This is a genomic window from Rhodococcus sp. DMU2021, from assembly GCF_019641445.1.
Classification (GTDB): Bacteria; Actinomycetota; Actinomycetes; order Mycobacteriales; family Mycobacteriaceae; genus Rhodococcus; species Rhodococcus pyridinivorans.
Genome location: NZ_JAIFKB010000001.1, coordinates 85,005 through 97,789 on the forward strand (window position 1 = coordinate 85,005; position 12,785 = coordinate 97,789).

The 12,785-nt window shown below is 69.1% G+C and carries 10 protein-coding genes and 2 tRNA genes; 9 read left to right on the top strand and 3 right to left on the bottom strand.

The features are described from left to right. The first annotated feature begins 22 nt into the window (after positions 1 to 22). From K3M35_RS00405 to selB, 3 genes are all read left to right on the top strand, one after another. A tRNA-Sec gene (locus K3M35_RS00405) sits at positions 23 to 117 on the top strand. Between the two features lie 33 nt (positions 118 to 150). After that, entirely contained in the window at positions 151 to 1,455 is a 1,305-nt protein-coding gene (gene selA / locus K3M35_RS00410) for an L-seryl-tRNA(Sec) selenium transferase (RefSeq protein ID WP_220665850.1), read from the top strand. Then, complete coding sequence (selB, locus tag K3M35_RS00415) at positions 1,455 to 3,197, top strand: selenocysteine-specific translation elongation factor (protein WP_220665851.1); 1,743 nt, start codon at positions 1,455 to 1,457, stop codon at positions 3,195 to 3,197. The genes selA and selB overlap by 1 nt, the downstream gene beginning before the upstream one ends. 131 nt (positions 3,198 to 3,328) lie before the next feature. Here selB and gdhA read toward each other — a convergent pair whose 3' ends face one another. From gdhA to K3M35_RS00430, 3 genes are all read right to left on the bottom strand, one after another. After that, entirely contained in the window at positions 3,329 to 4,672 is a 1,344-nt protein-coding gene (gene gdhA / locus K3M35_RS00420; RefSeq protein ID WP_220665852.1) for an NADP-specific glutamate dehydrogenase, read from the bottom strand. A gap of 201 nt (positions 4,673 to 4,873) precedes the next feature. Continuing rightward, positions 4,874 to 4,947 (bottom strand) — tRNA-Arg (locus K3M35_RS00425). Between the two features lie 62 nt (positions 4,948 to 5,009). Further along, the gene (locus tag K3M35_RS00430) at positions 5,010 to 5,666 is read right to left on the bottom strand and encodes a DedA family protein (RefSeq protein WP_006551111.1); all 657 of its coding nucleotides are present in this window, start codon (positions 5,664 to 5,666) and stop codon (positions 5,010 to 5,012) included. Positions 5,667 to 5,915: 249 nt separating this feature from the next. Between K3M35_RS00430 and K3M35_RS00435 the strand changes: the two genes are divergently transcribed. Genes K3M35_RS00435 through K3M35_RS00460 form a run of 6 tightly spaced genes read left to right on the top strand, consistent with a single transcriptional unit; the run spans position 5,916 to position 12,784 of the window. Further along, complete coding sequence (locus K3M35_RS00435) at positions 5,916 to 6,800, top strand: xanthine dehydrogenase family protein subunit M (protein WP_024100552.1); 885 nt, start codon at positions 5,916 to 5,918, stop codon at positions 6,798 to 6,800. A gap of 4 nt (positions 6,801 to 6,804) precedes the next feature. Continuing rightward, entirely contained in the window at positions 6,805 to 7,290 is a 486-nt protein-coding gene (locus K3M35_RS00440) for a (2Fe-2S)-binding protein (RefSeq protein WP_019289024.1), read from the top strand. Next, the gene (locus K3M35_RS00445; protein ID WP_064060703.1) at positions 7,290 to 9,683 is read left to right on the top strand and encodes an aerobic carbon-monoxide dehydrogenase large subunit; all 2,394 of its coding nucleotides are present in this window, start codon (positions 7,290 to 7,292) and stop codon (positions 9,681 to 9,683) included. Before K3M35_RS00440 ends, K3M35_RS00445 begins: the two co-directional genes overlap by 1 nt. 46 nt (positions 9,684 to 9,729) lie before the next feature. Next, positions 9,730 to 10,641, top strand: coding sequence for an XdhC family protein (locus tag K3M35_RS00450; RefSeq protein ID WP_037216509.1), 912 nt, complete (start codon positions 9,730 to 9,732; stop codon positions 10,639 to 10,641). A 44-nt stretch (positions 10,642 to 10,685) separates the two neighbouring features. Then, positions 10,686 to 11,534, top strand: a complete 849-nt coding sequence (locus tag K3M35_RS00455; RefSeq protein ID WP_138845521.1) for a MoxR family ATPase — start codon at positions 10,686 to 10,688, stop codon at positions 11,532 to 11,534. Next, positions 11,534 to 12,784, top strand: a complete 1,251-nt coding sequence (locus K3M35_RS00460) for a VWA domain-containing protein (protein WP_220665853.1) — start codon at positions 11,534 to 11,536, stop codon at positions 12,782 to 12,784. The genes K3M35_RS00455 and K3M35_RS00460 overlap by 1 nt, the downstream gene beginning before the upstream one ends. Position 12,785: the final 1 nt, after the last annotated feature.

Below are 12,785 nucleotides of genomic sequence, written 5' to 3' on the forward strand. Positions count from 1 at the left end.
CGACTTCGGTTAGGGTGAGCGCGGAGGTGGTTCTCGTCTGGTGACGGTCGCGGTCTTCAAAACCGTTGTGGCCCAGTATCTGGGCTGGGCGGGTTCGATTCCCGTCCGCCTCCGCCAAAAGTTTTCGTCGACCGTGGGATTGAGGAGCGCGTGCCGGATCCGAGGCGGGACGTTCCCCGCACCGACCAGGTTCTGGCCGATCCGCGCCTGCGCGAGGCCGTCGACCGGCTCGGCGCCCGACTGGTCAAGCAGACCGTCGTCGCGGCCCAGGAACGGTGCCGCGACGGCGAGATCGGGCCCGATGCCGTCGCCGACGTCGCGGTCGCGTCGCTGCCGCAGCAGGCGACCACCCTGCGCCGCGTCGTCAACGCGACCGGCGTGGTGGTGCACACCAATCTCGGTCGCGCCCCGCTGTCCCGAGCGGCGGTCGAGGCGGTGTCCACCGCGGCGGGCGCCACCGACGTCGAACTCGACCTGGCCACCGGTCGGCGCGGACGGCGAGGACGCGGCGCCCTCGAAGCACTCGCCGAACAGGTACCCGACGCCGGCGGCATCCACGTCGTCAACAACGGTGCCGCGGCTCTCGCCCTGGTCACCCGGGTGCTCACACGCGGTGGTCGCTCGATCGTGATCGCACGGGGCGAACTGGTCGAGATCGGTGACGGCTTCCGGATCCCGGAACTGCTGGAATCCGTGGGCGCGACGCTGCGTGAGGTCGGCACCACCAACCGCGTGCGCCTGAGCGACTACGCCGCGGCCCTCGACGACGACACCGCCTTCGTCCTCAAGGTGCATCCCTCGAACTTCACCGTCAGCGGCTTCACGTCGTCGGTGTCGGTCCGGGAACTCTCCGGACTCGGACCGCCCGTCGTGGTCGACATCGGATCGGGTCTGCTCGCGCCGCATCCGCGGCTGTCGAACGAACCCGACGCCACCACCGCGCTGCGTGCCGGCGCCGACCTGGTGACCGCCTCGGGCGACAAGCTCCTCGGCGGTCCGCAGGCCGGCCTGCTGCTCGGACGGGCCGAACTCGTGGAACGCCTGCGGCGCGACCCGTTCGCGCGGGCGCTGCGCGTCGACAAGCTCACCCTGGCCGCTCTCGAAGCGACCCTGACGGGACCGATGCCACCCGTGGCGTCGGCGCTGGCCTCCCGCCCGGAAGATCTCCGCGCCCGCGCACAGGCGATCTGCGTGGCGCTGCCCTCGGAGTGCCAACCCGAGGTGGTCGACTCCGACGGCGTCGTCGGGGGCGGTGGCGCCCCGGACGTCGTCCTGCCGAGCGTCGCGATCGCCCTGCCCGAACATCTCGCACTCCCGTTGCGGCTCGGTGAGCACCCCGTCGTCGGCCGCGTCGAACGCGGCCGGTTGCTGCTCGACCTGCTCGCGGTCGACCCCGCCGAGGACGGCGAGCTGATCGACGCCGTGACGCGCGTGGCCGCTCGCGAAGGATCCTGATGCAGGTCGTCGCGACCGCCGGTCACGTCGATCACGGCAAGTCGACGCTGGTCGAGGCGCTCACCGGTGCGAACCCGGATCGGCTCGCCGAGGAACGGCGACGAGGACTGACCATCGAGCTCGGCTACTGCTGGACGTCCTGGCCAGAGGTGGGGGAGGTCGCCTTCGTCGACGTCCCCGGGCACGAGCGATTCCTGACGACGATGCTCTCCGGAGTGGGATCGGTCCCGGCCGCGCTGTTCGTGGTGGCCGCCGACGATCCGTGGATGCCGCAGGCGGCCGAACACCTCGCAGCACTCGACGCGCTCCGCGTGCGCCACGCGGTCGTCGCCGTTACCCGGGCCGATCTCGCCGATCCGGGACCCGCGGCCGCGCGGGCCGCGGCGGAGGTCGCCCGCACGAGTCTGGCGGGGGCGCCCGTCGTCGCCGTGAGCGGGCGCACCGGGATGGGCCTCGACGACCTCCGGAGCGCACTGACGACGATGGTCGCCTCGCTTCCGGACCCCGATCCGCAGGCCGACGTCCGGCTCTGGGTGGACCGCCGGTTCACCGTGCGTGGATCCGGAACCGTCGTCACCGGAACCCTTCCCGCGGGCACGGTGCGCGTGGGGGACACCCTCGTGCTGGGGGACACGCCGCTGCGGGTCCGCAGCGTGCAGGCACTCGGTCGCGACCGGAGCGCGGTGAGCGGCGTGGCCAGGGTCGCCCTCAATCTCACCGGCCGGGTCGACGATCTGGGACGGGGCAGTGTGCTCGTCACGCCCGGCGCGTGGCACCACACCACCGTCGTCGACGTTCGGATCAGCGGCGACGACCGGCCGCCCGTCGCTCCGGTGCTGCACATCGGAGCCGCGGACGTCGGTGTCCGGTGCCGTCCGCTGGCAGACGATCTCGTCCGGCTCACCCTCGACCGCCCGCTGCCCCTGCGGATCGGCGACCGCGCGTTGCTGCGCGACCCGGGCCGCCGGATGATCTGGCGAGCCGCCGTTCTCGACCCCGATCCACCCCGATTCCGGCGTCGCGGCGCGGCGGCACGCCGCGCGCTGCAACTGGCAGGGGCCGACGGGACGCCGCACCTGGCCGACGAACTCGCCCGCCGCGGACTCCTGCACCGGCAACGGTTGCGACAGTTGGGCATCCCACTCGCACGGGGAGAGCACCTGACGGTCGGGCCGTGGCTCGTCGCACCCGGTCTCGCGAAGACCGTCGCCGACCGGCTGCCCACACTCGTGCAGGCCCATGCCCGCACCCATCCACTGGATCCGGCGGCGCCGTTGACGGTGCTGGCGTCGCAGCTGCGTCTTCCCACACCGGACCTCGTCCGGGCGCTGGTGCGACCTCCGCTCGAAGTGGTCGGGGGGCGGGTGATCGCTCCCGGCGCCGACGGTCTACCGCCGAAGATCCGCAAAGCCGTCGAGCAGGTGCGCCGCGACCTGTCGGCCGCCCCGTTCGCGGCCCCGACCGCCGATCGCCTACGCGAGCTCGGCCTCGACGACCGGGCCCTCGGCGCGGCCGAACGCAGCGGACGGTTGTGGCGGGCGGGCCCGGGCATCGTCCTGCTCCCCGACGCCGCCGACACGGCCGTGGAGCTGCTGGGCGAATTGGACCAGCCCTTCACGACCAGTGCCGCGCGCGAACGCCTGGGAACGACACGGCGGGTGGTCCTGCCGTTGCTCGACCGGCTCGACAAGGCGGGTCGCACACGCCGGCTCCCCGACGACCGCCGCGAGATCGTCCGCTAGAGTCGCCGTCCCCGCACTCTCCGGCGGGACGACCCTTCACCCGAAACGCAAAGTGCGGGTACCGAACTCGTCGGTACCCGCACTTCGCATGAAGAATCAGTCGTCAGATGACGCCCAGTGCGAACACAGCGTCAGATGACGCCCAGTGCGAACATGGCGTCGGCGACCTTCACGAAGCCGGCGATGTTGGCGCCGTGGATGTAGTCGCCCGGCTTGCCGTACTCGGCGGCGGTCTCGACGCAGCGGCCGTGGATGTCTGCCATGATCCCGGCGAGACGCTCGTCGGTGTAGTCGAAGTGCCACGAGTCGCGCGAGGCGTTCTGCTGCATCTCCAGCGCCGAGGTCGCCACACCACCGGCGTTGGCGGCCTTGCCGGGCGCGAAGGCGACTCCGGCGTCGCGGAAGACACTGATGCCGCCCGGGGTGGTGGGCATGTTGGCGCCCTCGGCGACGATCTTCACGCCGTTGCTGACAAGGGTCTTCGCCGAGTCCTCGTCGAGTTCGTTCTGCGTGGCGCACGGCAGTGCGACGTCGCACGGCACGTTCCAGATGTTGCCGCCGGGGAAGAACTCGGCGTCGCCGCGCTCGTCGACGTACTCGGAGATGCGTCCGCGGCGGACCTCCTTGATCTCCTTGAGGAGAGCGACGTCGAGGCCCTTGCGGTCGACGATGTAGCCGGAGGAGTCGGAGCACGCGATCGCGGTGCCGCCGAGCTGGTGGATCTTCTCGATGGCGTAGATCGCGACGTTGCCCGAACCCGAGACGACGGCGGTGCGGCCGTCGAGCGAGGTGCCGGCGGTCTTGGCCATCTCGTTGACGAAGTAGGCCGCGCCGTAACCGGTGGCCTCCTTGCGCACCTGCGAACCACCCCAGGTCAGGCCCTTGCCGGTAAGGACGCCGGACTCGTAGGAGTTGGTGAGGCGCTTGTACTGGCCGAACAGGTACCCGATCTCGCGGCCGCCGACGCCGATGTCACCGGCCGGGACGTCGGTGTACTCACCGATGTGGCGGTGCAGCTCGGTCATGAACGACTGGCAGAAGCGCATGATCTCCTGCTCGGAGCGACCCTTGGGGTCGAAGTCCGAGCCGCCCTTGCCGCCGCCGATGGGCAGGCCGGTGAGGGCGTTCTTGAAGATCTGCTCGAAGCCGAGGAACTTGACGATGCCGAGGTTGACGCTCGGGTGGAAGCGCAGCCCGCCCTTATAGGGGCCGAGAACGCTGTTGTACTGCACGCGGAAGCCACGGTTGACGTGGACGTTACCTTGATCATCGATCCACGGCACGCGGAAGATGATCTGCCGCTCCGGCTCGCACAGGCGCTCGATCAGACCGGATTCGAAGTATCCGGGGTGCCGCTCGAGCACGACATGCAGAGACTCGAACACTTCGGCCGCAGCCTGGTGGAATTCGGGTTCACCTGCGTTGCGGGCCTTGACCTGCTCGTAGATCTCTTCGATGCGGTCCGATGTCGACACGCCCACCTACCTGACTCTGTGAGGATTCTGTAACACGGGATTTACGACGAGAACTATAGGACGTGGCCCTTAGCATGTGTTAACCCTGCGGCAAGGTGGGATGAGAAACACACGATCCGAACGGCCTGTCTACCGGGCGAAATGCCCAGTTCACCGGTATGATGTGCGGCCCCGCGACGGGTGGTCCGCCGGCGGTCGAGGTGCCCCCGGCAGGACTCGAACCTGCGACCTAGAGATTAGAAGGCTCTTGCTCTATCCAGCTGAGCTACGGAGGCGCGGCCAGAATCTTAGCGGGTGCTCCCCGAGGTCGCCGCACACACCCTCGTACCCGCCGGGGTCAGCGCTCGAGCGTGCTGCCCCGTTCGTCGTCGGGGCTCGATTCGCCCCGCGGAACGTCCACTCGACCGGTCTTGAACCGTTGGATGAGATGGTCGATTCCGACACCCAGGACCACCGCGACGCAGATGGCGACCGCGGCGCCGAACAGCGGCTGCGATTCGAACCAACCGCCGACGAGGCGCCCCACGAACGCCGAGTACAGCGCCCAGGTCGTGCCACCGAGGATCGTGAGCGGCACGAACTTCTGCCGCGGGTAGCGGGTCGCTCCGGCCGTCATGTTCACAGCGATCCGGCCGATCGGGATGTATCGCGCCGTGAGGATCACTGCGGCGCCGCGCTTGTCGAGTCCGCGCCGCGCCCACGCGAAAGCGGCTCGTGCCCTCGGGCGGCGCATCCACCGGAACCGTTCGGTACCGACCTTCCGTCCGATCGCGTACGCGATGTTGTCACCGATGATCGCGCCGAGCGCCGCGAGCACGATGACGATCCACAGGTAAGGACGCCCGGTCGAGCCGGAGAGGGACGACAGGGTCACCAGGACGGTCTCGCTGGGCACCGGTGGGAAGAAGCCGTCGAGGATGCACACGGCGAAGAGCAACGGGTAGACCCACAGGGCTGCGGCCTGGCCGATGATGAATTCGTTGATCACGTCCATGGATCTGTGTGGTGCTCCCGTCGGGTCCGCCAGTCGGCTCCTTCCACGCTATCCGCTCGCACCGCCGAGGACTCCGGACGACGGCGGCGTTACGGCACACACCGTCGACCGCAAGGGAACGATTCGATTCTGATTCGCCCGTTTCGTCGCATCGATCTCGAGTCGGGTCTACTATGAGCGCACCAAGGGGGAATCGTGGGCGGCTGGTGGGGGAAACCGGTCCGCGCCACCTGATGGCGGGAGTTCTTCATGCAGGTTCCTGGCCCATTCGAGTACGAGCGTGCCACCGGAGTGGATCACGCCGTCGAGTTGCTCGACCGGCACGGAGAGGGGGCCCGGGTCGTCGCCGGCGGGCACAGTCTGCTGCCGATGATGAAACTTCGGCTCGCGAATCCGGAGTACTTGATCGACATCAACGATCTCGCGGACGAACTCGATCACATCGTGTTCGAACCCGGGTCCGTGCGCCTCGGTGCCCTGGTCCGGCACCGCCGGCTTCTCGAATCCGACGAACTCGCCGAGATCTTCCCGATCTTCCGCGATGCCGAGCGCGTGATCGCCGATCCTGTCGTCCGCAATCGTGGAACGCTCGGTGGGTCGTTGTGTCAGGCAGATCCTGCCGAGGATCTGTCCACCGTGTGTGCAGTGCTCGGCGCGACCTGTGTCGTACGCGGACCGGGCGGGGTGCGCGAGCTCGATTTCCACGACTTCCATCTCGGCCCCTACGAGACGGCGGTCGCCCCGAACGAACTGCTCGTCGAGGTGCGGCTGCCGAGGAAGGGCACCGGGGCCAGTGCGTACGAGAAGGTCGAGCGTCGCACCGGCGACTGGGCGGTGGCCGCCGCGGGCGCCGCGCTGTGGATGTCGGACGACGGACGCATCACCGACGCGCGTGTCGGGCTGACGGCGGTGCGCGCCGACGAGGCGGCGCTGTCGAGGGTGTCCGAGCTGTTGCGCGGCTCGCCGGCCTCGGAGGAACTCTTCCGCGAGGCGGGAGCGGCGGCCGCGTCGGCATGCGATCCCGAGACCGATCAGCGCGGCACTGCCGCCTACAAGCGTCACCTCGCATCGGAGTTGACGGTGCGGGCCCTGCGCCAATCCGCCGAACGTCTCGGCGTCACCGAAAGGGTGTGAACCGATGCAGATCTCGATGACGGTCAACGGCGAGAGTGTCACCGCCGACGTCGAACCCCGGACGCTGCTCGTGCACTTCCTGCGCGACCACCTCGGTCTGACCGGAACCCACTGGGGTTGCGACACGAGCAACTGCGGTACGTGTGTCGTCGCCGTGGACGGCGAGCCGGTGAAGTCGTGCACCACGCTGGCGGTCATGGCCGCCGGCCACGAGGTGCTCACCGTCGAGGGACTCGAACGCGACGGTGTCCTCGACCCCGTGCAGGAAGGCTTCGTGCGTTGCCACGGACTGCAGTGCGGCTTCTGCACCCCGGGAATGATGATCACCGCGCGGTCCCTGCTCGACCGCGATCCCGACCCCGACGAGGCGACGATCCGCGAGGCGATCTCCGGGCAGATCTGCCGCTGCACCGGCTACACCACCATCGTCCGGTCGGTCCGGTGGGCCGCCGAACACTCCTCGAAGGCGCAACCCACGGAGGTGTCGTGATGACCGCGGTCGAACCGGACACACGCCCGGAGGAACAGGACAACGATGGCAAGCCGTGCGGACACGGCCGGATGCTGCGCAAGGAGGACCCGCGGTTCGTGCGGGGCCGCGGCAACTACGTCGACGACGTCCGGCTGCCCGGCATGCTGCATCTCGCGGTGCTCCGATCGCCGGTTGCGCATGCGCGCATCAACGGCATCGACACGTCCGCCGCCCTCGCGCACCCGAAGGTGCGGGCGGTGATCACGGGCGCCGATCTGGCAGAGAAGGGGCTCGCCTGGATGCCGACGCTGTCGAACGACGTACAGGCCGTGCTGGCCACCGACAAGGTGCGCTTCCACGGTCAGGAGGTCGCCTTCGTCGTCGCCGACGACCACTACTCGGCGCGCGACGCCCTCGAACTGATCGACGTCGACTACGAGATGCTCGACCCGGTCGTCGACGTGCGCACGGCCCTGTCGCCCGAGGCACCGGTGATCCGGACCGATCTCGACGGCAAGACCGACAACCACTGCTTCGACTGGGAAACCGGCGATGCCGCGGCCACCGACGCGGTCTTCGCGAAGGCCGACGTCGTCACCCGGCAGGAGATCGTCTATCCACGCGTGCATCCCGCGCCGATGGAGACCTGCGGTGCGGTCGCCGATTACGACCGGATCTCCGGGAAGCTGACGCTCTGGTCCACCACACAGGCCCCGCACGCCCATCGCACGCTGTACGCGCTGGTGGCGGGTCTGCCCGAGCACAAGATCCGCGTCATCTCACCCGACATCGGCGGGGGATTCGGCAATAAGGTCCCCATCTACCCCGGCTACGTCGGAGCGATCGTCGCGTCGCTGGTCACCGGTCATCCGGTGAAGTGGATGGAGGACCGCAGCGAGAACCTCATGAGCACCGGCTTCGCACGCGACTACATCATGGTCGGGGAGATCGCGGCGACGAAGGAAGGTCGCATCCTCGCGATCAGGTCCCGTGTCCTCGCCGACCACGGCGCCTTCAACGCCACCGCGGCCCCGGTGAAATATCCGGCCGGCTTCTTCGGTGTGTTCACCGGCAGTTACGACATCGAGGCCGCCTACTCCCACATGACCGCGGTCTACACCAACAAGGCACCCGGCGGCGTCGCCTACGCCTGCTCGTTCCGCATCACCGAGGCCGTGTACTTCGTCGAACGGCTCGTCGACTGCCTCGCCTACGACCTCGACATGGACCCTGCGGAACTGCGCCTGAAAAACCTCCTGCGCCCTGATCAGTTCCCCTACACGAGCAAGACCGGCTGGAAGTACGACTCGGGCGACTACGAGACCACCATGCGCAAGGCCATGGACATCGTCGGCTACGACGAGCTGCGCCGCGAGCAGGCCGAACGCCGCGCACGGGGTGAGCTGATGGGTATCGGCATGTCGTTCTTCACCGAGGCCGTCGGCGCCGGTCCGCGCAAGGACATGGACATCCTCGGTCTCGGCATGGCCGACGGCTGCGAACTGCGTGTCCATCCCACCGGCAAGGCCGTGGTGAGATTGTCGGTGCAGTCCCAGGGGCAAGGACACGAGACGACTTTCGCGCAGATCGTCGCGGAGGAGATCGGCATCCCGCCCGACGACATCGACGTCGTCCACGGAGACACCGACAACACCCCCTTCGGGCTCGGCACCTACGGAAGCCGCTCGACACCGGTGTCCGGCGCGGCCGCCGCGCTGGTAGCCCGCAAGGTGCGCGACAAGGCGAAGATAATCGCATCGGGCATGCTCGAGGTCTCCGTCGCCGATCTCGAATGGGAGAAGGGCACCTTCCGAGTCAAGGGCGACCCGTCAGCGGCGGTCACGATCCAGGACATCGCGATGCGGGCCCACGGCGCCGGCGATCTGCCCGAAGGTCTCGAAGGCGGTCTCGAGGCGCAGATCTGCTACAACCCCGAGAACCTCACCTATCCCTATGGCGCCTACTTCTGTGTCGTCGACGTCGATCCCGGCACCGCGGAGGTGAAGATCCGCCGGTTCCTGGCCGTGGACGACTGCGGCACCCGCATCAACCCGATGATCATCGAGGGGCAGGTGCACGGTGGCATCGTCGACGGGATCGGCATGGCCCTGATGGAGATGATCGCGTTCGACGAGAACGGCACCTGCCTGGGCGGGTCGTTCATGGACTACCTGATCCCCACCGCCCTCGAGGTACCCACGCTCGAGACGGCGTTCACCGTCACTCCGTCACCGCATCACCCGATCGGCGCGAAGGGCATCGGCGAATCCGCCACGGTCGGTTCCCCACCCGCGATCGTCAACGCCGTGGTCGATGCGTTGAAACCCCTCGGCGTCCGGCACGCCGACATGCCGTTGACACCGTCGCGGGTGTGGGAAGCCATGCAGGGTCGCGCGACCCCGCCGATCTGAGCGACGCGACAGAAGGATTCGAGTGGAACGAGCGGAGTACGAGGACATGGACCTTGCGGTGCGGGCAGCACAGTTGCGCAGCGAACGCCGCCCGTTCGTGGAAGCGACCGTCGTACGGGCACAGCCGCCGACGTCCGCGCACTCGGGCGACCGGGCGCTCGTCCACGCCGACGGCACGATCGAGGGGTTCGTCGGCGGACAGTGCACCGAGAACTCGGTGCGCGAAATGTCCCGCACGGTGCTCGAGCGAGGGGAGAGCATGCTCCTACGGGTGCTGCCGGCCGGAGCCGCCGAGTTCCCCGACACCCCGGGGGCGACGATCGCGGTCAACCCGTGCATGTCCGGTGGGGCCACCGAGATCTTTCTCGAGCCGCGGATGCCTGCGCTCGTGGTGGCCGTCTTCGGGGACTCGCCCGTGGCCGACGCCGTGAGCGACTTCGCGCGGCGCGTCGACTACTCGGTGGAACGGATCCGCGGGACGCGAGTGCCTGCCGAGGCGTCGGTGGTGATCGTCGCGAGTCACGGAGGCGACGAGGGGAGTGTGATCCGCGCGGCGCTCGACGCCGGAAGCCGCTATATCGGTCTGGTCGCCAGTCACACCCGTGGCGCCGCGGTGCTCGACGAGGTGGATCCGACCGACGACGAGCGTGCCCACGTGCACACCCCGGTCGGGCTCGATATCGGTGCCCGCACCCCCGCGGAGATCGGACTGTCGATCGTGGCCGACATCGTGCGAGTCGCGCGCAGCGGCAGCCTCATCCGCCCCTCCGAGGAGAGTTGTCGACGCGTCGAGGTGCCGAGGGAGACGGAGTCGAAGCCGCAGACGGCCGTCGACCCGGTGTGCGGGATGACCGTCACGATCACCGAGTCCACCCCGCACCTCGTCGTTGCGGGCCGGACGATGTGGTTCTGCTGCCCGGGTTGCCGCAGCCGCTTCGAGAAGGACGACGTCGCGTGACCGACCCGTCCTCTCCGGGCATCTTCACCGGCGTCGACGACGTGATGGCCAGATTCGACAGCCACGATCACCTACTCGATCAGGGCACCGCCGCCGCCATCCACCTCGCCGTCGCATTGGGGCGACCGCTGTTGCTCGAGGGCGAACCTGGGGTCGGCAAGACCACTGCCGCCAAGGTGCTCGCGCAGATTCTCGGCAGCCCGCTGATCCGGTTGCAGTGCTACGAGGGACTGTCGGTCGCCGAGGCCCTCTACGACTGGAACTACCAACGCCAGTTGCTCGCGATCCGGCTCGCCGAGGCGCGCGGCGACGTTCCCGCCGAAGCCGACCTGTACTCCGAGGAATACCTCCTCGAACGCCCCATCCTGCGCTGCGTCCGCCACCGCGGCGACACACCCGCCGTTCTGCTCGTCGACGAGATCGACCGTGCCGACGACGAATTCGAGGCGTTGCTGCTCGAGTTCCTGGGGGAGTTCGCCGTCACCATTCCCGAACTCGGCACCCTCACCGCGACCCGCCCGCCCGTTGTCGTGCTGACCTCGAATCGGAGCCGCGACCTACACGACGCACTGCGGCGACGTTGCCTGTACCACTGGATCGACTACCCCGACCGCGCTCGGGCGGTGGCGATCCTGCGTCGCACGGTGCCATCGGCGAACCTCGCGCTCGTCGAACGTGCCACAGATTTCGTCGCGGTGGCCCGCGGACTCGATCTCGACAAGGCACCCGGAATCGCGGAGACCATCGACTGGGTATCGGCCCTCGCCGCGCTCGGTGTCACCGACCTCGTCCGGCCCGAAGCGGCGATGTCGCTCGCGGCACTGGCGAAGACTCCCGACGACGGCGACGCGCTGGGGGAGGCGCTGACCCGCTTCGTCTCCACCGAAGTGTAATGAGCGCCGGGCTGCTCCCCGGGGTCGATCACGCCGCCTTCACAGTCGCGTTGGTCGACCGGCTCAGGTCCGCCGGGATCGTGGTCCCGGCGGACGGAGCGGCGACCTTCACGCGCGGCTTGCGTGCGTGTCCGCCAACCACGCGGACTCGGTTGTACTGGACCGCGCGGCTCACCCTCGTCGACCGGTACGAGAGCCTGTCCACCTTCGATACGGTCTTCGACCGGGTGTTCGGCGAGGCACCAGTTCCGCTCGACCCGCACGCCCGTCGCACGGGACCCGAGGACGAAGGCGCGCCGGGGGCGTCGACACCGGACGGACCCAGCCGGCCCATCGGGGTTCCCACTTCCGGGCGCGACGTTCCATGGGTCACCAGGACGATCGTCGAATCCGCAGAGGGGGAGCGGGCACCCGGCCGCCCGGGGCGCGAGGTGGCGAGCGCACTGGCCGAGATCGCCGATCAGCGGTTCGACGACCTCGACCCGGCGCAACTCGCACTCCTCGAGACATGGATCGAGGCGGCCGGAGCGCGCTGGGCGATCCGCCGCACCCGCCGCCGGGTGCAACGCCACACCGGACGCGTCGACATCCGCGCGAGCATCGCAGCCTCCCGCGGCACGGGGTTCGAGCCGCTCCGGCTGATCCGCACGCGACCGGGTCGACGCCGGCGGCAGGTCGTCGTGTTCTGCGATGTCAGCCGTTCCATGCGTCCCTACATCGGGGTGTATCTGCATCTCGTGCGTGCGCTCGCCCACACCGGAACGGCTGAGGTCTTCGTGTTCTCCACCACAGCTGCGCGTCTGACGCCGGTCCTCCGGCACCGGTCGGTCGATCAGGCGATCGGCGTCGCCAACGAGCGGGTACGGACGCGGTTCGGAGGCACCCGCATCGCCGGTTCGCTCGCCGAGGTGGTCGCCTCCCATCACGGACACCTGATGCGCGGAGCGATCGTCGTCGTCGCGTCCGACGGTTGGGACAGCGACGATCCCACCGAACTCGCCCACGTCCTGGCCAGGATCCGGCGTCGCGCGCACCGGCTGGTGTGGCTCAACCCCCGGGCCGGGCAGTCCGGTTTCACGCCCTCGACCGGGTCGATGTCCGCCGCGCTTCCACACTGCGACGCGATGGTGGCGGCCGACACACTCGTGGCCCTGCAGCACGCCGTCGACGTTGTTACGTCCACGGATACGGGGGACGGGGGACTCCGACGGCGTGTCGTAGGTCATGGCGTGAACGTCCTACCCTGGTAGG

Coding starts and splice junctions, on each gene's coding strand:
- selB (WP_220665851.1), top strand. CDS start 1,455: ATGCAGGTCGTCGCGACCGCCGGTCACGTCGATCACGGCAAGTCGACG.
- K3M35_RS00430 (WP_006551111.1), bottom strand. CDS start 5,666: ATGGACGTGATCAACGAATTCATCATCGGCCAGGCCGCAGCCCTGTGG.
- K3M35_RS00435 (WP_024100552.1), top strand. CDS start 5,916: ATGCAGGTTCCTGGCCCATTCGAGTACGAGCGTGCCACCGGAGTGGAT.
- K3M35_RS00440 (WP_019289024.1), top strand. CDS start 6,805: ATGCAGATCTCGATGACGGTCAACGGCGAGAGTGTCACCGCCGACGTC.
- K3M35_RS00445 (WP_064060703.1), top strand. CDS start 7,290: ATGACCGCGGTCGAACCGGACACACGCCCGGAGGAACAGGACAACGAT.
- K3M35_RS00450 (WP_037216509.1), top strand. CDS start 9,730: ATGGACCTTGCGGTGCGGGCAGCACAGTTGCGCAGCGAACGCCGCCCG.
- K3M35_RS00455 (WP_138845521.1), top strand. CDS start 10,686: ATGGCCAGATTCGACAGCCACGATCACCTACTCGATCAGGGCACCGCC.
- K3M35_RS00460 (WP_220665853.1), top strand. CDS start 11,534: ATGAGCGCCGGGCTGCTCCCCGGGGTCGATCACGCCGCCTTCACAGTC.